Here is a 17541-nt window from a genome sequence, read left to right on the forward strand (position 1 = left end):
CGGCGCCGCGTCGTCGTGCCAGGCCGGGTCCGCGGCGGAAGCCGGGGCGGGCGCGTCCGGCGGCGCGCGATCGCGCGGCCTTTCGGACGGGGCGGAGCCCGGTTCGGCCGGCCCGCCTTCGCGCACGCGCCCGTTCCGCCGCTGGTCGTAGCGGTGATCGAGCGGGTCGCTCGGCGGCAGCGGGTCGTTTTCGACGCTCACGGCCTCCAGCATACGGGCGCTTGGCGGTAGCAGCACCTGGGGTCCCTCAACGGCGGCCGGGCGGAAGGGCGGGGCGCGTATGGCGGTTCGTCGCGTTCGGCATCGGCATTTACCTGCACCGGAATGTGCGGCGCTTACACAAACCGGAAACGCCCCCGCCCCGGATCGGTTGACAGCGGTGGCGCCGTATTCACGGACGGTTATGATGCGGATGACACCGCATGGGGAAAGATCGGATGAGCGACGGGTTCGTGGCGCTGTACATCTTCATGCTGGCGGGTATCGCCGGCCACGTGATCATCTCGCGGGTGCCGGTAATCCTGCACACGCCGCTGATGTCGGGTTCCAACTTCATCCACGGGATCGTGCTGATCGGCGCGATCATGGTGCTCGGCCACGCCGACACCACCTTGGAGAAAGCCATCGGATTTCTCGCCGTGCTGCTCGGCGCGGGCAACGCCGCCGGCGGCTACGTGGTGACCGAACGCATGCTGGAGATGTTCAAGTCCAGCAAGAAGCCGGCCGGCAAGGCGGGCGGTTGAATGATCGGTTCATTCGATACGCCGCGGCCGCCGCGGCCGTTCTCGCCGGCCTGGGGCTGCTCGCCGCTCCTGCTTTCTTCGGTTACCTGCTGCCGCTCGGGCAGCTGTCGTTCTATGGAGCGCGCGCGCTGATGGATGTCTTATCGATTCTGGTCAAGAGCAGCTATCTGGTCGCGGCGACGCTGTTCCTGCTGGGCCTGCAACGCATGGCTTCGCCGGTCACCGCGCGCAGCGGCATCCGCTGGGCCGGCGCGGGCATGGTCATCGCCACGGTGGCGACGTTCTTCCTGCCGGGCCTGCACAATCTGGCGCTGATCGTGCTGGCCGTCGGCATCGGCACGATCCTGGCGTGGGTCTCGGGCAAGAAAGTCGCCATCACCGACATGCCGCAGATGGTCGCGCTGTACAACGGCATGGGCGGCGGCTCGGCGGCGGCGATCGGCGCGGTGGAACTGCTGCGCCTGTCCGGACAAATGCCGGCCGATCCGCTGCAGGCGCAGATCGAACGCGGCGTGATCGCGATGCAGACCCCGACCGTGGGCCTGGTGCTGGCGGTGATCGGCGCGGCGATCGGCGCGATTTCGCTGTCGGGTTCGGTGATCGCCTGGGCCAAGCTCGACGGACGCCTGGACCGGCGCGTGGTGTTCCCGGGCCAGCAGATCTTCAACGCCATCGTGGCGCTGGCGGTGCTGGTGCTCGGCATCGCCGCGTTCATGACCCTCAACGTGCCGGTGATCATCGCCTTCTTCGTCGCCGCGCTCGCGCTCGGCGTGTTGATGACCCTGCCGATCGGCGGCGCCGACATGCCGGTGGTGATCTCGCTGTACAACGCCTTCACCGGTCTGGCGGTGGCGTTCGAAGGGTATGTGCTCGGCAACGAGGCCTTGATCATCGCCGGCACCATGGTCGGCGCGGCCGGCATGCTGTTGACGCGCCTGATGGCCAAGGCCATGAACCGGCCGATCAGCGGCGTGCTGTTCTCCAACTTCGGCGGCGGCGGGCAGGCGCAGGAAATCAGCGGCACGCAGAAGCCCATCGAAGCCGGCGATGTGGCCGCGATGATGGCCTTCGCCGAACGCGTGGTGATCGTGCCCGGCTACGGCCTGGCGGTGGCGCAGGCGCAGCACAAGATCTGGGAACTGGCGCAGAAGCTGATGGATCGCGGGGTCAAGGTGAAATTCGCGATCCATCCGGTCGCCGGCCGCATGCCCGGGCACATGAACGTGCTGTTGGCCGAGGCCGGCGTGCCTTACGACCTGATCGCCGACATGGACGACATCAATCCCGAATTCGCCAACACCGATGTGTCGCTGGTGATCGGCGCCAACGACGTGGTCAATCCGGTCGCCAAGACCGATCCGTCCTCGCCGATCTACGGCATGCCGATCCTGGACGTGGTCAATTCGAAGAACACCATCGTGATCAAGCGCGGCAAGGGCACCGGTTTCGCCGGCATCGAGAACGCGCTGTTCTATGCCGACAACACCCGCATGCTCTACGGCGACGGCGCCGAGATGGCCAGCGCGCTGGTGTCGGAGTTGAAGGGGCTCGACGGCGGGCATTGAGCCCTCGTCGCGGTCCGGCGGGCGCGGATTGCGCGCCCGCGGCGGCCGTCAGTTGCCGCCGCGGATGCGCAGCGTCAGGCCCTTGAGGAAATTGCGCAGCATCTGATCGCCGCACAGGCGGAAATTCTTGTGGTCGGGCTGGCGGAACAGCGCGCTCAACTCCGGCTTGGACACCGGGAAACCGGCGTCGGCGAAGGCCTGATGCATGTCCACGTCCTTCAGCTCGAAGGCCACGCGCAGTTTCTTCAGCACCAGATTGTTGCTGACGCGCTTTTCCAGCGGTCGCGGCGGCAGGCTTTCGTCGCGGCCGCGGTAATGGAACACCAGTCCGTCGAGAAAACGCGCCAGCACCGCGTCGTCGCAGGGCGCGTAGCCTTCGTCTTCGTCTTTCTTGAGGAAGGCCTGCACGTCGGCTTTTTCGATCGGGAAGTCGGCGTCGGCCAGATGGACGATCTCCACGACTTTGTTGTCGCTCAGATCGAGCATGTAGCGGATGCTGCGCAATACATCGTTGTTGATCATGGTCTGTCCTGCCGGGCCGGGCCCGTGGCGCCGGTGGTGATGCCTGCGGGCCCCGTGCGCGGGGCGCGAGGCCGATTCGTTCTGCGATGCCGTCGTCGATGCGGCGCCCGGCGCGGTGGTCGGGCGTGGCTCGGGGCGGTCGGTGAACGCGGATTCTCGCATTTCGGGCGAGGTCCGGGCGGATCGGCCTCGGCGGGCCGGGTCGGGCAGGCGCTCGGGCCGCGGCCCGAACGGGCGCCCGGACCGTGCACAGTCCGGGCGAAACGCAGGAATCTCAGGAGCCGGTCGCGGCCGTTTCGGCTTGGTTGGCCCATTCGCTGAAGACATCGCCGTGCTGGCGGCGGGTCGCGTGGCAGGCGGCGCAGCCGTCGCGTTCGGCGGTTTTCAGCCGGTCGTTGCGCTGGCCGGCGGCGAATTCGGCGTAGCCCCAGCCGGCGGTGGCGGCGAAACGGCGGCTGTCCTTGACCATCACGTCGATATGCCGGCGCGGGCCCTGATCGATGATGCCGTCGCCGTGATCGCGGGTTTCGAACAGGTCGTAGACCAGCACCGCGCCGTCGGGATAGTTGCCGCTGCGGAACCCCTGCAGCGCGGCGGCGTTGCCGTAGACGTGGTGCAGGCCGCCGAATCGTGGATAGGCGGCATGGGCGGAGGTGATCAGGCCGCTCTTGATGTGGGTCCACAGCGCGTAGCCGGCGGGGTAGGCGATGGCGGGCGCGTCCTTGCCGGCGTCGGCGCTCTGCGCCGCGGCCGGCGCGGCGGCGGCCTGGGCGATGCCGCCGACCGCGACGGCGAGGGCGACCGCGGCGACCAGCACCGCGTCGCCGAGGCCGAAGCTGCGCGCGGCTTGCCCGTGCGAGGCGCGATCGCGTCGGTCAGCGCGCATTCGAAGCCCCCTTCATCGCGCGATTGACCGCCCAGGCGATCGGCCAGGCGACGAAGACCACGTGCACGGCGATGCTCAGCACGATCCACACCACATCGTCGGGCAGGCCCTTGCCGCCGGCGCGCGAGAGCGGCACGACGATGAAGTTCATCGCCACGAACAGCCACAGCCCGTACAAGGTCGATGCCAGCCACGGGCGCTGGCGCATCCACGCCAGCCGGGTCGCGGCGAAGGCGTACACCGCCGCCATCACCAGGGCGATGAAGTAATGCAGGAACAAGCCCAGGGCCGCGGTCGATGCGCCGCCGGCCAGCGCCGCCTCGCGCCCGATCAGGCCGGAGGCGACGCTGTGCAGGATGCGTTGCGCCGGCACGTGCACGGTCACGCCCCAGTAGGTGATCGCATAACAGATGTCGAGCGTGCCCGCGATCAGGCCGCCGATCGCGGTCCACAACGGCAACGAGCGGGTGGAGCGTGCGGCGTAGTTCATGACGGATCTCGCGAGTGAGAGAAGGGACGGATGCGTCGGTGCTGCGGGTGCGGTGCGACGACGGAACGGCGCGGGACGCTGCGATTGCGATGAAGCCTCCCTGCCGCCGGCCCGGAGCGGCGGCGTCGGTGCGGAAGGCGAATGCCCGCGATTTCGCCGTATCGCGGCGGCGCGGGCCTCTCCCATTGGTCACCCCGACCGGTGCCGCACGGATGGCGCGGATACCCGGCTGCGCGACCGGGAACGCGCGACTCAGGCCGCGCGCACCTGCGGCCGTTCCATCCGCCGCGCCTGGGTCGCGGTCAGTCCGAACGAGTTCTTGAACGCGCGGCAGAACGCGCTCTGGCTTTCGAAGCCCAGCGCTTCGGTGATCTCGCACACCGGCATGCGGGTCTCGCGGACCATGCGCCAAGCGCGGTCCGAGCGCAGGCGCGCGGCGAATTCGGTCGGGGTTTCGTCGAACACTTCGCGATAGATCCGGATCAGATGGCAGGGCGAGTAGTTGGCGCTGCGCGCCAGGCGGTTGAGGTCGAGGCGGATTTCCGGATGGCGGCGGATCAGATGCTGCACCCGCAGCAGCCGCAGCAAGGTCTGCTGGCGCCGGCGCTGGGTGCGGCCGCTGCAGCGCGGCAGCCGCGCCTGCAGTTCGCGTTGCTGCTCCAGCAGCAGCGAGCACAGCGTGCGCACCAGCGCGGCGCCGTTGGCGGCCAGCTCGGCCGGCTGCGAGACCAGCCGCGCCAGGCGCACCATCAGCCGCTGCACGTCGCGCGGCGCCGCGCCCTCCCACGGGAACAGGTCGTTGTTCTGTTCGTCCGGGGCGTTGAGCACATGCGGGCGCCAGGCCTGCTCGGGGCCGCTCAGGCACAGCCACCAGCACGGCAGGCGCGCGCTGGTGCGCAGGCGGCCGTCGCGCCAGATCTGCAGGTGGCCGGGGGCCAGCTCCCAGGTGCTGTCGGTCGATTCCAGCCGCAGCGGCCCGCGCAGCGGCAGCCACAGCGACATCCAGCCGGCCGGCAGGTCCAGTTGGACCGCGCGGCCGGAGGCGCGGATCAGGTGCAGGCCTGGGCGGGCGGCGGACAGATCCAGGTGTTCGGCGAAGTGAATCCGGTGGTGATGCAGGCTCATGCGGCCCTCGTCGGGGGATCGCGGCTGGGGGGAACCACATCGGTTGGCCCCTAAGCTAGCCATCCGCAGCTGTCATCAGGAGGGCCAATTACCCTGGCCTCGAAGGAGCCAATCGGATTCGGCGTGGATCGGCGTCTCAATCCGGCATTGCGCCGGTCTCGTGCCGTCGATGTGCCGGGAACGACCGACTCGCAGGCGCCGTCTCGCAACTCGCCGATTGGCTTGGCACACTCGGCGCGAGACCGGGCCCGAGGGGGCCAATCCGGAGCCACGCCATGTATCTGCCGTTGGACGGCCGGGGGCCCTTGCACGGCCAATTGGTCCGCTCGCTCAAGGACGCCGTGCTGGGGGGCCGCTTGCCGGCCGGGGTGCGGTTTCCGCCGACCCGGCTGCTGGCGCAGCAACTCGGCCTGTCGCGCAATACCGTGCTGGCGGCCTACGAGCAGCTGCGCGCGGAAGGCTTCATGCAGGCGCGGGTGGGCTCGGGCAGTTTCGTCGCCCTGCCGGGCTCGCCGGTGCAGATGCGCAGCGAGCCGCCGCAGCGGATCGCCGCGCAAAGCGCCTACTCGCGGCGGCTGCGGCGCTACCACGACCACGCCAACATCCCCGGCCGGCGCGCGCCGGGCACCTTGCACAGCTTCCAGTACGGCGTGCCCTTCACCAATCCGCTGCTGACCTCGGCCTGGGCGCGCGCGCTGTCGCACGCGGCCGCCTACACGCCGCCCAACTACCCGACCGCGCAGGGCCTGCCGGTGCTGCGCGCGGCGGTGTGCGAGTACCTGTCGCTGCGCCGCGGGGTGCAGGCCGCGCCCGAGGACGTGATCATCGTCGCCGGCACCCAGCAGGCGATCAGCCTGACCGCGCGGGTGGTGCTCGACGAAGGAGAAGAGGTGGTGATCGAAGACCCGCAGTACTTCGCCGTGCGCGAAGCGCTGCAGATCCACGGCGCCAAGCTGGTGCCGGTGGCGGTGGACGGCGACGGCCTGCGCACCGACCTGCTGCCCGAACGGCCGCCACGGCTGATCTGCGTGACGCCCTCGCACCAGTTCCCGACCGGCGCGCTGATGTCGCTGCCGCGCCGGCGCGCGCTGCTCGACTACGCCAACCGCCACGATTGCTGGATCTTCGAGGACGACTACGACGGCGAATTCCGCTACGACGCGCAGCCGCACGCGGCGCTGTGCGGGCTCGACGACAGCCGCCGGGTGATCTACGCCGGCACGTTCTCGAAAGTGCTGTTTCCGTCGCTGCGGCTGGGCTACATCGTGGCGCCGCCGGGATTGCGCGACGATTTCGTCAGCGCCAAGTGGGTGGACGATTTCGGCTCGCCCGGCATCGAGCAGGCCGCGCTCGCGCATTTCCTCGCCGACGGCGGCTTCGAACGCCATCTGCGCCGCACCGCCAAGACCTTGAAGCAGCGCCGCGACGCGCTGCTGGGCGCGCTACGGCGCCTGACCGGCGACGGCGTGCGGATCGACGACTCGCATGCCGGCATGCACCTGGTGGTGTGGCTGCGCGGGCGCAACGCGGCCGAGGGCGAGGCCTTCATCGCCTATGCGCAAAGCCGCGGCCTGGGGCTGTATTCGATCGCGCCGTACTACGTCCACCCGCTGGAACGGGCCGGGCTGCTGTTCGGCTACGGCGCCTTGTCGGTGGCCGAGATCGAGGAGGCGGCGAAGTTGTTCGCCAGTTGCCTGCAGGAGATGGCGTTCGAGGACGCGGCGGTCTGAGGACGGCCGCGGCGTCAGCGCGAAGCCAGCGCCGCCACCGCCAGCGCGATCGCCAGCCACACCAGTTCCAGGCCGCTGTTGGCCAGCTGGAACAGGTTCCAGAAAAAATGCGGCCCCAGCTTGGCCGCCGAGGCCACCGGGTCCAGCCCCATCAGCACGCCGATCTGGCCCGCGGCGATGCCCCAGTTGGCGGTCACGATGATCAGCGCGGTCGCGATCAGCGCCGCCAGCGCCCGCCGGGGGCCCGGGCGCCAGCCGGCCAGGCGCAGCATCCAGGCGATATCGAGGGCGCCGATCACCGCCATCCAGTGGTACTGGCGGTCGAAGGCCAGCGACAGCAGCACCCAGAACGCGGCGAAGCCGAACGTGCCCAGCGCCAGCATCAGCCACGAGAACAGGCTCAGGCGGCCGCGGGCGGGCGTGGCGGCGGAGCGTTCGGGCGGGGCGACGGTCATGGGCGGAACACTGTGGACGGGGCAAGCCCTACAGCATAGCCGGCCGCGACCGGTAGAATGTCGCGACTTGTGCTGCGGCACGGCATCCCCATCTTTCCGCCATGTATTCCCGCAGCAGCGAACCCGTCCGTTTCGAGCGCGATTGCGCCGCCGTCCTCGTGCCGCAAGGCGAGCAGGTCAACCTGCCCGCGGGCAGCGTGGGCTATATCACCCAGGCGCTGGGCGGCAGCTACACCGTGTTCGTCGAGGGCAATCTGTTCCGCATCTCCGGCCTCGATGCCGACGCGATCGGCAAAGAACCGCCGGAGCCGCTGGAACTGCCCGCCGGCGCCGACGACGATGCGGTCGAGCAACTGGTGTGGAAGCAGCTGCGCACCTGCTTCGATCCGGAAATCCCGATCAACGTGGTCGAGCTGGGCCTGGTCTACGAGGCCGTGGTCAAGCATCGCGACGACGGCCAGCGCATGGTCGAGGTGCGCATGACCCTGACCGCGCCGGCCTGCGGCATGGGCGACATCCTGGTCGATGACGTGCGCAGCAAGCTCGAGATGATTCCGACCGTGGCCGAGGCCGACGTCGAGCTGGTGTTCGATCCGCCGTGGAACCGCAACATGATGTCCGAGGCGGCGCGGCTCGAGACCGGGATGCTCTGAGGGCGGGCTCGAAGCCTCTGCGCCCGTCATTCCCTGTGTTCGCGGGAATGACAAGTAAAAACACCCGAAACACAGACATGGGGCAGAGCAGGTTCTGCCTCGAACGCCGGCCGTGAGCGCGCCGTCCGGCGCCTGCGCTGTCGCTGTGCGCCTTCATCCGCGGAGCTAATTTCCTACTTAAAACGTAGGAAAACAAAACCGCATCCATCCGCACACTCTGTCATCCGATGCGACGCATTTTTAGTGCGCCGCAACAAACTGCGTGTGCCCGATCCGGCCAGGACAACACCGTCCAAAAAAATCTAAATGTGGGACACATCTCACATATAACCCCCTGCATGAACGGCGTTGAGTGCTTGTTGGCACTACAACTGGCCCCGTAGCGTGTTAGCGCGGGCCGGGACAGCATCGAGTCCGTACACAAACAGCGTGGACGCTGTGGTGTGCAGACAGGGACGTGGCCGCCCAGACCACCACGCGTAAACGCCGTAACGCGGCACTTCAGTTTTTGGGGGTTTCATCCATGTCCGACCGCTCCATGCGCGCACTGCGCAAGCATGCGCTTGCCGCTGCCACCGTGACCGCCCTGTCCTGCGTAGCCGTATCGGCCTACGCAGCGGATCGCATCAACCTCACCGCCCTGGCCAACGCCAGCCAGCAGGATGAGTTCATCGTCAAGTATCGCGACGGCAGCGCCGCGCGCAGCAACGAAGCCACCCTGCAAAGCTCGCTCGGCGCCGCCTCCACCGGCTTCTCCGGCAACGGCCGCGCGCTGGGTCTCAAGCACGTGCGCCGCACCTCGATCGGCGCCGACGTCGTGCGCGCCGCGCGCAAGCTCGATCGCGCCGAAGCCGAATCGCTGATGCGCCAGATCGCCGCCGACCCGAACGTCGAGTTCGTCGAGCCCAACGCGCGCATGACCGCGTTCTTCACCCCGGACGACACCCGCTTCGGCGAGCAATGGGGCTACACCACCGCCTCGGGCATCAACGCGACCCAGGCCTGGGACGTGAGCACCGGCACCGGCGTGGTCGTGGCGGTGATCGACACCGGCATCACCTCGCACAGCGATCTCAACGCCAACATCATCGGCGGCTACGACTTCATCAGCGACGCCACCGCCGCGCGCGACAGCAACGGCCGCGATTCCAACCCCGCCGACCAGGGCGACTGGTTCGTCGGCTCCGATTGCGGCGTGAGCTACAACAGCAACTCCAGCTGGCACGGCACCCACGTCGCCGGCACCATCGCCGCGGTGACCAACAACGCCAAGGGCGTGTCGGGCGTGGCTTACAACGCCAAGGTGGTTCCGGTGCGCGTGCTCGGCCGTTGCGGCGGCACCCTGGCCGACATCGCCGACGCCATCACCTGGGCATCGGGCGGTACCGTGTCGGGCATCCCGGCCAATCCGAATCCGGCCGAAGTCATCAACATGAGCCTGGGCGGCAGCGGCACCTGCGGTTCGACCTACCAGACCGCGATCAACGGCGCGGTGTCGCGCGGCGTGACCGTGGTCGTCGCCGCCGGCAACAACAACGGCAACGCCTCCAACGCGCGTCCGGCCAACTGCACCGGCGTGATCACCGTCGGCGCGGTCGATAGCGCCGGTGCGCGTTCGGTGTGGAGCAGCACGCAGAAGTCGAACTACGGCGCCGTGGTCGATGTGGCCGGGCCGGGCTCGAACATCCTGTCCACGCTCAACGCCGGCACCACCACGCCGGGCGCGGAGAGCTACGCCTCCTACGGCGGCACCTCGATGGCGACGCCGCACGTGGCCGGCGTGGTCGCGCTGCTCCAGGCCAAGGCGACGACGCCGAAGACCCCGGCCGAGATCGAGACCCTGCTGAAGAACACCGCGCGCGCCTTCCCGGCCACGCCGGACCAGCCGATCGGCGTGGGCATCGTCAACGCCAAGGCGGCGCTGGATGCGCTCGACGGCGGCAACCCCAACCCGGGCACGCAGACCTACAGCAACGGCACCGACTACAACATCCCGGACAACAACGCCACCGGCGTGTCGAGCACCATCACCGTGTCGGGCCGCACCGGCAACGCGCCGAGCAACGCGCAGGTTTCGGTCAACATCATCCATCCGTACAAGGGCGACCTGAAGGTCGATCTGATCGCGCCGGACGGCTCGGTCTACAACATCCACAACCGCACCGGCAGCAGCAGCGACAACGTCACCGGCACCTTCACCATCAATCTGTCGAGCGAAGCGCTCAACGGTGCGTGGAAGTTGCGCGCGGCCGATGCCGCGGCGTTGGACGTGGGCCGTATCGATACCTGGAGCGTCACGTTCTGAATCCGGCCGGCGGCCGTTCGCGGCCGCTTTGGATTCCACGGAACCCCGGCTTCGGCCGGGGTTTTGTTTTGGCGGTGAGATGCGGCGAAGGCGAGGCTGCGAAATCGTTATGCGATGTCGAGAGCGGACACTCGCGTTTATGGTGTATTGAGTGTGCTTTCAGACGCGTCTGATGGTGTGGGGGTGAGGGGTTGCGTAGTTTTGATCACAAGGACGGCGGCCTGGAGCATGTTCAAGGTTTCGGGAAAACCCCCGGTTCGTCATTCCCGCGAACGCGGGCTCCGCTTTATTTCGGTATCCAGCGACTTCAAAGGTTCTCGCACGAAAGACCCTGGATTCCCGCGTTCGCGGGAATGACGAGCAAAGAAGCGGAGACGGGACAGTCGGCGCGGTGACGCGGTGACGAGGTGACGAGGTGACGAGGTGACGCAGGTTATTAGGCCGTCGTCCCGATACAACTCATGGTGTGGGGGCGCACCCGGACTTCCGGCGGGGGTCGGAAGTCCGGGACTGCGTTGACCTCGACCTGCTGCGACGCATCGCTTCGCGTGGGCTGCGGAAACAGCAGGCCGAACAGGCTCCTGCGTGGTGTTGGAGGACGGACCCGGGCTTCGGTTACAGCCGAAGTTCGGGTATCCGTTTTCGCCGCCGCGATGGCCGACAGATAGCAAGCCGAAACCGGTCACCGGCAAGATGTTTCGCCTACGCCTACGCCTACGCTGGCATCGCCATCACTATCGAAGCAGCACGACCCATTCGACGCACCCAACTGCCAATGCACATGACATGTGCCATCGATAGCATCAGACACCACTCAATCAGTGGAAGTAACCCCCAGCATCCACCATCAGCTACTCGCGATCGCGATCCTCCAACGAATAATCTCGCACACGGGTAGGGTGATTTCGCACTTTTTCGTTGTCGTCCCCAACACAAAATCAGTGTGTAGATGTGTGACGGCAAGCGTCTTGAAGGCGCATTAATTTTCCCCAGACGCCTTGCCGCGGATTTTTCCGAACCGTTAGCTTGGAACCCGGCTTCGCGGCGTCGTCCGCGTCCATCGCAGCGTTCTCCGGGCTGCAAGCAAGATCGAAATTCGCCGGAAGAACGTTCCACTTCGCCGCATGCCGGCGCTTACTTGGGGTTTCCACCACATGACTTCCCGCTCGAACCGCAATCATCGCTTGCACCTGCTCGCCGCAGCCACGGCGCTTGCGCTGGGTTCCGTCGTCGCCGCGCCGGCCATCGCCGGCCAGGCACATCTGGCCGGTCTGAAGGCCGATGGCACGTACAGCCGCTTCATCGTCAAGTACAAGAACGACAGCGCGGCCGCCAGCAGCGACGTGCAAGTGTCGTCGTCGCTGAGCAGCGCCGCCTCGCGCACCGCGCTGCCGGCCGCGTCCAAGGGCAAGAAGCTGGGCCTGCGCTCGGTGCGCCGGATGATGCTGCCAGGCGCGCAGGTCGTGGCCAGCGACGTCGCCCTCAACCGCGACGAAGCCGAAGCGGTGATGCGCCAGATCGCCTCCGATTCCAATGTCGAGTTCGTCCAGATCGATGGCATCCGCCACGCGCTGGCCGTGCCCAACGACACCCGCTTCGGCGACCAGTGGCATTACGCCGACAGCGCCGTGGGTATCCGCGCGCCGACCGCGTGGAACACCAGCACCGGCACCGGCGTGGTGGTGGCGGTGATCGACAGCGGCATCCTGTCGCATACCGATCTCAACGCCAACATCCTGCCCGGCTACGACATGGTCAGCTCCACCACCGGCTTCAGCAACGCCGAATGCCAGCAGGCCGGCGCCAGCCCGGGTTGCGGCAAATCCGACGACGGCGACGGCCGCGATTCGAACCCGAACGATTCCTCCAACGTCGTCCACGGCACCCACGTCGCCGGCACCATCGCCGCGGTGACCAACAACGGCGCCGGCGTGGCCGGCGTTGCGTACAACGCCAAGGTCGTGCCGTTGCGCGTGCTCGGCAACCAGGGCTTCGGCAGCGATTCCGACATCGCCGACGCCATCGTCTGGGCCTCCGGCGGCACCGTCGCCGGCGTGCCGGCCAACGCCAACCCGGCCGAGGTCATCAACATGTCGCTGGGCGGCGACGCGCCGTGCAGCGACACGCCGGCGTACCAGGCCGCGATCGACACCGCGATCGTCAACGGCTCGGTCGTGGTCGCGGCCGCGGGCAACAGCAACATCGACGTCGCCGGCGCGACGCCGGCCAGCTGCAACGGCGTGATCTCGGTCGCCGCCAGCAACAAGAGCGGCGCGCGTTCGTACTACTCCAGCTGGGGCGCGAGCATCGACATCACCGCGCCGGGCGGCGCGCAGTCGTTCGAGGGCGATCCCAACGGCATCCTGTCCACCGTCGCCAACAACGGCTACGGCTACATGCAGGGCACCTCGATGGCGTCGCCGCACGTCGCCGGTGTGGTCGCGCTGATGCAGGCCGCCGCTGCGACGCCGAAGACCTCCGCGCAGATCCAGGCGCTGCTGGCCAGCACCGCGCGTCCGATCCCGACGAGCAAGTGCAGCGGCGGTTGCGGCCCGGGCCTGATCGACGCCGCCGCCGCGGTCGCCGCGGCCGCCGGCACCACGCCGCCGACCGGCACGCAGACCTACACCAACGGCACCGACGTCAGCATTCCGGACAACAACGCCACCGGCGTGTCGAGCAGCATCACCGTGTCGGGCCGTACCGGTAACGCGCCGAGCAATGCCTCGGTTTCGGTGAACATCGTGCATCCGTACAAGGGTGACCTGATCGTCGATCTGATCGCGCCGGACGGTTCGGTCTACAACATCCACAACCGCACCGGCAGCAGCAGCGACAACGTCAGCGGCACCTTCCAGGTCAATCTGTCGAGCGAAGCGCTCAACGGTACCTGGAAGCTGCGCGCCGCCGATCGCGCCGCGCTGGACGTCGGCAAGATCGACACCTGGAGCATCACGTTCTGATGATCGGATTACGCGCGGCCGGAGCGATCCGGCCGCGCGTATGCCGCCTGCGCGGCGGCAAGGGAATGCAGCGAAACCCCGGCTTCGGCCGGGGTTTCTTTTTGCGCCGCAGTGGGTGAGTAACAGCACATCCAGCTGCGGGCTGATGCGGAACTTCATCAGTGGTAGCGGCATCGTCATTGTGTTGCGTGCGCACAAGTTCGGCGGGCTAGGCAAGGCGTGTGCCAGCAGGAGCCCAAACGTTGAGTTGCGGCTTGGCTGCCGGTGGGTACCATGCAAGCCATGGCTTGTTACCCACTCATGTTTTCGACACTGCTATTAGCGGCGTTGTCCGCATGTGCGCATTCGACCAGTCGGCCCGCGCCTGTGCCGATCGAGGAAATTGCCGCCATGAACACGACCAGCCCCGATTCGACGGGTACTCCGCGTCTGCACACGCTGGACGAATTTCCGGAATTGACGCCGGAAGAGGTCGGTCGGCGATTCCTGAAGTTGATCGACAGCTTGAAGTCGTTTGATGATCTGTCAGTCGAGCGCTTGCAAGACATGATGCACTTGCCGATGGTGAACGCCCCTGAGACGAGTGGAGGCTACTTGATCTTGCGTATGCCAGACTCCGGCTGGCAATACAGTTTTAGCTATCGTATTGATGCCAAGTATCCGCGCTATACGAATGCAGCCTTTGAATTCAACCATGACGATGGCCGCGCCGATATGGCCAGGGTTTGCGGTATGGATCTAGATGCCTATGTCGCTGAATTGAACAAGGTGGGGTTCGTAGAGCGTGAAGACTTGGCGCAATACGACTCCCCGATGCCTCCTGTAAATCCGGATGGGACGACGGAGGAACGCCGGTTCTTTCGGCTACCGGGCTATATTTTCACGCGCGGCAATGTTGGAGTGCTGGTTCGCGAGCGCCGCGAAGCCGATATGCCTGAAGCGAAGCGGCATCATGCCTGTGTAGAAGCGATCAGCGTAGGCCGGATGAGTGGAAATTAAGCCATGCCAAGCCTAAATCAACAATTACAGGCTGCAGTTAGACAATTTGCCGCGCAACCCGGCATCAATCCTGATCAAGAAGCGCAGCTACGCGCCGCCATCACCTGGGATGCAAATTTGCTGCAACAGCTCAATCAGAATGCGGCCAACGGTCAACTCAAAGGCTTTGCGTTGTCGCAAGCCGGTTCAACTGCGAATCTGGCGGGAACCTACGACATCGCATCGGCCGTGGTCACGCTGCCGGCTACCGACTTCTCGCCAATCGGAACTACGCCTAGCGTGGACCTTATCGCCACATTGCGCGTGCAGGACATGTCGCTGCGCTTCGCTCACACCAGTTACGTGGACGCCGCCAGCATCACCCGGGCGGTAACGCAGGACATGGTGACCAACCTGCAATCCACCATCAACGGATCGCCGGTGCTGGCCGCCGAAGTAAAGCGGGCCGTCACGTCGCCGGGTCATGGGCAAGCTGCACCCTTGCAGCATTTCGCCTCGCTCAGCGGCACGGTGGCTGGCGGCACCTACAACCCTACGACTCGCACAATGAGCCTTCCGCCGAGCAGCCTGGCCGTGCCTCCCGCCAGCTTCGGTTCGGAAGACCTTACCTTCGTATTGGGGCATGAAATCCAGCATGGCTTCAATGCTGCGGGCAAGAAAATCGCAACCGACAACGCGTACAACCTGGCTAGGCAGATCGCGCGGGATACCAATCCGGTCAACGACTACACCTCTCCCATTGGCGCTGTGATCCAAGCGGGGCGAGAGGACGAGGCTAGAGCCCAAATTGCCGGATGGAATGCGTTACTCAGCCGTGAGCAGCAAATAAAGCCCGGCGCTGACCTCACGGACATATGGGCTTTAGCCAAGAATTATAAAACTTTGCGGGTACTCGACTTCGTTGAGCGCGATCAGTCCAATCCTCAACAAGCTCAAGCCCGCCCCGGTCTAACCTTCAATTCCGACGCCAGTCTATCTATGACCCCCGCCAACGTGGCGCAGATGGGTCAGAACTACTTCGACAAGCCGCCGGTAGGCACCCCAGGATTCACCCGGCATCAGACCACCGGCATCGGCCATCACGGCGACTCCGACTACCCGAACTACTACGGCGCGAATGCGGTAACCAACATCATCACCAGCGAGCGCGCTCATGCGCACCCGATCAACGGCGTGGCGCCGCGGATGCAGATCGACATGGGGCAGCTTCGGTTGCGCGAGGATTTGATGGAGCGCAACGGCGTTACGCTCACCGCCAACCCCGGCACGCCGCAGTCCTATTACGACACCAGCCAATCGCCGCCGGCCCTGCATCATTTCGACCATACCAATACGCCGCCCGGGAGTCAGAACAGCCATCAGCATGTCCCTGCGGCTCCGGGTTCGTCGCCCGGAAAATCCAGGGACGGCGGCGAGCCGAACGATGGCGTCCCCGCTCACGCGCCCAACGCGCAGCAGGAGCTTTCGCCCACGAACGACTTCCACGCCTACCTGGATCGGATGCTGGCCGCGGCGCGGTCGGGCGACGATGCCAGCTTCCGCAAGATGACCCAGACCTTGGCCGACCTGCCGCCGGGACGGGAGATACGCGCCGAAGCGGTCGCCACGGTGGATAGACATGAACAACTGGCTGCGCAGCAACAGATGGACCAGCAACGCGTTCAACACATGGAAGCACCGGTCGTGCGGATGCATCGCTGACCGGCTTGAAGAACGGTACGAGAAGAGGGGGAGATATGAATGAGGAAGCCGCTACGATCTTGGTCAGCAAGATCGCCGCTCTGGTGGAGCAATTCGACCGACGCTGCGAGCAGACCAACCGTGAACTGCGGCAGCTCACGCAGCAAGTCCCCGGTATGGTGCGGCAATCGGCGGACGAGCAGATGCGGCGTATCCCCGGTGAGGTGATGGGCAGCGTTCGAGATGGTATCGAACAGCCGGTCGCCGCCTACGAACAGCGGCTGCACGAAGCGGGCGGTTTACTGCAAAGCGGATCTCAGGCGCTGGCGAAGCAGCTTCAGCGCATGGAGCGATTGCACAAGCAGCTGGTATGGAAGGTAACCGGCATCACGCTGGGCAGTCTGGTGCTGCTCTTGTCGGGCGGCGCCTGGCTGTCGAAGCACTACTACGACGAGATTCGAAAGAATCAGATTTCCGCCGATTTGCTGAAGGCCTACAACCAGGCGGACGTGACTTTGTGCGGCGGTCGCCTATGCGTAAAGGTGGATGCTGGCGGCAAGCAGCAAAGCGACTATGTCCCTGTCAAATCGCGCTGAGCGGTTTCGCCTGCTGCGCCTGTCGTACTCAGAGTAATCTGCGAGCGCCATCCGGGCCGCTGATTCAGATTCGATCAATTGCTTTGCACGCGGGCGCGCCGACTCCATTTCTTGCGCGTCCTGCAGGCCAACGAGGATGCCGACTCGATCGATTTTTTGTGTTGTTGCTGGCTCGGCAGAGCGCCTATATCGCGGTTTCGCAACCGGCGCGCGGCGTATCGGTAAACGAAATCGATCCCGGACATGCCGATATTCGACGTCATTAACGTGCTTTCAGACGCGTCTGATGGTTCCGCCGCGACGCGCTGGGTAACTTCAATTCCGAGGGTGGCAGCCAGGACTTCCATCCGCAGCACACTCCCTTCGCCCAGGCGCGCAGGGCAACGCCGCAAACGCGGCCGCTTTCGGAATCGAATCCATGCCGGTTCTTCCATCGCCTTGTTCCCGCGGGCCTGCGTTGTTCGCGGCGATCTCCACGATCGCCGCCGCCGTCGCCTTGAGCGACGGCGATACGGTCGCGATACCCAGCGTAGGCGTAGGCGCGGACGATGCGGCGGCTTCGCTCGGCCAATCCATGCAAGAGTTCATCGTGAAATACCACGGCGGCCGCCACGCGCGCCGCGACATAGACCGCCTGCATCGCGCCTTGCAAGACACCGAAGCCGGCTTCGTCCAGGCCGCCGGTCTGCGCCGCGTGCGCCGCCTCGCAACCGGCGCCGATCTGATACGTGCCGATCGCCAGCTCGATCGCGCCGAAGCGCTCGCGTTGATGCGCCGTCTGGCCCGCGATCCGCAAATCGAATACGTGTTGCCCAGCGGCAAGGCCTGA

Annotated in this window: 16 protein-coding genes; 10 read left to right on the forward strand and 6 right to left on the reverse strand. The window is 66.4% G+C overall.

All coding sequences use genetic code 11. The annotated features are described in order from the left end of the window. Positions 1 to 437 precede the first annotated feature (437 nt). On the forward strand, positions 438 to 743 hold the full coding sequence (locus tag J7J50_RS09835) for an NAD(P) transhydrogenase subunit alpha (protein ID WP_215058235.1): 306 nt from the start codon (positions 438 to 440) through the stop codon (positions 741 to 743). A gap of 131 nt (positions 744 to 874) precedes the next feature. Further along, on the forward strand, positions 875 to 2308 hold the full coding sequence (locus J7J50_RS09840; RefSeq protein WP_215058260.1) for an NAD(P)(+) transhydrogenase (Re/Si-specific) subunit beta: 1434 nt from the start codon (positions 875 to 877) through the stop codon (positions 2306 to 2308). A gap of 48 nt (positions 2309 to 2356) precedes the next feature. On the opposite strand, the gene J7J50_RS09845 is transcribed toward J7J50_RS09840, so the two are convergent. The 4 genes from J7J50_RS09845 to J7J50_RS09860 form a co-directional block, all read right to left on the reverse strand. Further along, positions 2357 to 2830, reverse strand: coding sequence for a DUF1456 family protein (locus J7J50_RS09845; protein ID WP_215058234.1), 474 nt, complete (start codon positions 2828 to 2830; stop codon positions 2357 to 2359). Between the two features lie 274 nt (positions 2831 to 3104). Then, entirely contained in the window at positions 3105 to 3716 is a 612-nt protein-coding gene (locus J7J50_RS09850; RefSeq protein WP_215058233.1) for a cytochrome P460 family protein, read from the reverse strand. After that, on the reverse strand, positions 3706 to 4206 hold the full coding sequence (locus tag J7J50_RS09855; RefSeq protein ID WP_215058232.1) for a hypothetical protein: 501 nt from the start codon (positions 4204 to 4206) through the stop codon (positions 3706 to 3708). The genes J7J50_RS09850 and J7J50_RS09855 overlap by 11 nt, the downstream gene beginning before the upstream one ends. Before the next feature lie 252 nt (positions 4207 to 4458). After that, on the reverse strand, positions 4459 to 5331 hold the full coding sequence (locus J7J50_RS09860; protein WP_215058231.1) for an AraC family transcriptional regulator: 873 nt from the start codon (positions 5329 to 5331) through the stop codon (positions 4459 to 4461). Between the two features lie 275 nt (positions 5332 to 5606). Between J7J50_RS09860 and J7J50_RS09865 the strand changes: the two genes are divergently transcribed. After that, complete coding sequence (locus J7J50_RS09865; RefSeq protein WP_215058230.1) at positions 5607 to 7061, forward strand: PLP-dependent aminotransferase family protein; 1455 nt, start codon at positions 5607 to 5609, stop codon at positions 7059 to 7061. A gap of 14 nt (positions 7062 to 7075) precedes the next feature. Here J7J50_RS09865 and J7J50_RS09870 read toward each other — a convergent pair whose 3' ends face one another. Further along, positions 7076 to 7516: a hypothetical protein gene (locus tag J7J50_RS09870; protein WP_251044468.1), complete on the reverse strand. Its 441-nt coding sequence runs from the start codon at positions 7514 to 7516 to the stop codon at positions 7076 to 7078. A gap of 101 nt (positions 7517 to 7617) precedes the next feature. Between J7J50_RS09870 and sufT the strand changes: the two genes are divergently transcribed. The 6 genes from sufT to J7J50_RS09900 all read left to right on the forward strand — a co-directional run bounded on the left by sufT (position 7618) and on the right by J7J50_RS09900 (position 16712). After that, the gene (gene sufT / locus J7J50_RS09875) at positions 7618 to 8169 is read left to right on the forward strand and encodes a putative Fe-S cluster assembly protein SufT (protein ID WP_215058229.1); all 552 of its coding nucleotides are present in this window, start codon (positions 7618 to 7620) and stop codon (positions 8167 to 8169) included. A 523-nt stretch (positions 8170 to 8692) separates the two neighbouring features. Continuing rightward, positions 8693 to 10474, forward strand: coding sequence for a S8 family serine peptidase (locus J7J50_RS09880; protein ID WP_215058228.1), 1782 nt, complete (start codon positions 8693 to 8695; stop codon positions 10472 to 10474). Between the two features lie 1154 nt (positions 10475 to 11628). Next, entirely contained in the window at positions 11629 to 13437 is a 1809-nt protein-coding gene (locus J7J50_RS09885) for a S8 family serine peptidase (protein ID WP_215058227.1), read from the forward strand. A 390-nt stretch (positions 13438 to 13827) separates the two neighbouring features. After that, positions 13828 to 14436: a hypothetical protein gene (locus J7J50_RS09890; protein ID WP_215058226.1), complete on the forward strand. Its 609-nt coding sequence runs from the start codon at positions 13828 to 13830 to the stop codon at positions 14434 to 14436. Positions 14437 to 14439: 3 nt separating this feature from the next. Further along, complete coding sequence (locus tag J7J50_RS09895) at positions 14440 to 16137, forward strand: hypothetical protein (RefSeq protein ID WP_215058225.1); 1698 nt, start codon at positions 14440 to 14442, stop codon at positions 16135 to 16137. A 35-nt stretch (positions 16138 to 16172) separates the two neighbouring features. After that, positions 16173 to 16712 (forward strand): relaxation protein, encoded by a 540-nt coding sequence (locus J7J50_RS09900; protein WP_215058224.1) that lies wholly within the window; start codon positions 16173 to 16175, stop codon positions 16710 to 16712. A 74-nt stretch (positions 16713 to 16786) separates the two neighbouring features. Here the strand turns inward: J7J50_RS09900 and J7J50_RS09905 are convergent, their stop codons facing one another. Next, positions 16787 to 17059: a hypothetical protein gene (locus J7J50_RS09905; RefSeq protein WP_215058223.1), complete on the reverse strand. Its 273-nt coding sequence runs from the start codon at positions 17057 to 17059 to the stop codon at positions 16787 to 16789. 71 nt (positions 17060 to 17130) lie between these two features. On the opposite strand from J7J50_RS09905, the gene J7J50_RS09910 reads away from it, so the two are divergent. Further along, a complete protein-coding gene (locus J7J50_RS09910) occupies positions 17131 to 17541 on the forward strand; it encodes a hypothetical protein (RefSeq protein ID WP_215058222.1) in 411 nt (136 codons plus the stop codon).

The organism is Lysobacter sp. ISL-50 (genome assembly GCF_018612875.1).
Taxonomy (GTDB): domain Bacteria; phylum Pseudomonadota; class Gammaproteobacteria; order Xanthomonadales; family Xanthomonadaceae; genus Lysobacter.

What these genes read in the sequence shown, in the direction of transcription:
- J7J50_RS09835 (WP_215058235.1), top strand. Translation starts at nt 438, where the DNA reads ATGAGCGACGGGTTCGTGGCGCTGTACATCTTCATGCTGGCGGGTATC.
- J7J50_RS09840 (WP_215058260.1), top strand. Translation starts at nt 875, where the DNA reads ATGGATGTCTTATCGATTCTGGTCAAGAGCAGCTATCTGGTCGCGGCG.
- J7J50_RS09845 (WP_215058234.1), bottom strand. Translation starts at nt 2,830, where the DNA reads ATGATCAACAACGATGTATTGCGCAGCATCCGCTACATGCTCGATCTG.
- J7J50_RS09850 (WP_215058233.1), bottom strand. Translation starts at nt 3,716, where the DNA reads ATGCGCGCTGACCGACGCGATCGCGCCTCGCACGGGCAAGCCGCGCGC.
- J7J50_RS09855 (WP_215058232.1), bottom strand. Translation starts at nt 4,206, where the DNA reads ATGAACTACGCCGCACGCTCCACCCGCTCGTTGCCGTTGTGGACCGCG.
- J7J50_RS09860 (WP_215058231.1), bottom strand. Translation starts at nt 5,331, where the DNA reads ATGAGCCTGCATCACCACCGGATTCACTTCGCCGAACACCTGGATCTG.
- J7J50_RS09865 (WP_215058230.1), top strand. Translation starts at nt 5,607, where the DNA reads ATGTATCTGCCGTTGGACGGCCGGGGGCCCTTGCACGGCCAATTGGTC.
- J7J50_RS09870 (WP_251044468.1), bottom strand. Translation starts at nt 7,516, where the DNA reads ATGACCGTCGCCCCGCCCGAACGCTCCGCCGCCACGCCCGCCCGCGGC.
- sufT (WP_215058229.1), top strand. Translation starts at nt 7,618, where the DNA reads ATGTATTCCCGCAGCAGCGAACCCGTCCGTTTCGAGCGCGATTGCGCC.
- J7J50_RS09880 (WP_215058228.1), top strand. Translation starts at nt 8,693, where the DNA reads ATGTCCGACCGCTCCATGCGCGCACTGCGCAAGCATGCGCTTGCCGCT.
- J7J50_RS09885 (WP_215058227.1), top strand. Translation starts at nt 11,629, where the DNA reads ATGACTTCCCGCTCGAACCGCAATCATCGCTTGCACCTGCTCGCCGCA.
- J7J50_RS09890 (WP_215058226.1), top strand. Translation starts at nt 13,828, where the DNA reads ATGAACACGACCAGCCCCGATTCGACGGGTACTCCGCGTCTGCACACG.
- J7J50_RS09895 (WP_215058225.1), top strand. Translation starts at nt 14,440, where the DNA reads ATGCCAAGCCTAAATCAACAATTACAGGCTGCAGTTAGACAATTTGCC.
- J7J50_RS09900 (WP_215058224.1), top strand. Translation starts at nt 16,173, where the DNA reads ATGAATGAGGAAGCCGCTACGATCTTGGTCAGCAAGATCGCCGCTCTG.
- J7J50_RS09905 (WP_215058223.1), bottom strand. Translation starts at nt 17,059, where the DNA reads ATGGAAGTCCTGGCTGCCACCCTCGGAATTGAAGTTACCCAGCGCGTC.
- J7J50_RS09910 (WP_215058222.1), top strand. Translation starts at nt 17,131, where the DNA reads ATGCCGGTTCTTCCATCGCCTTGTTCCCGCGGGCCTGCGTTGTTCGCG.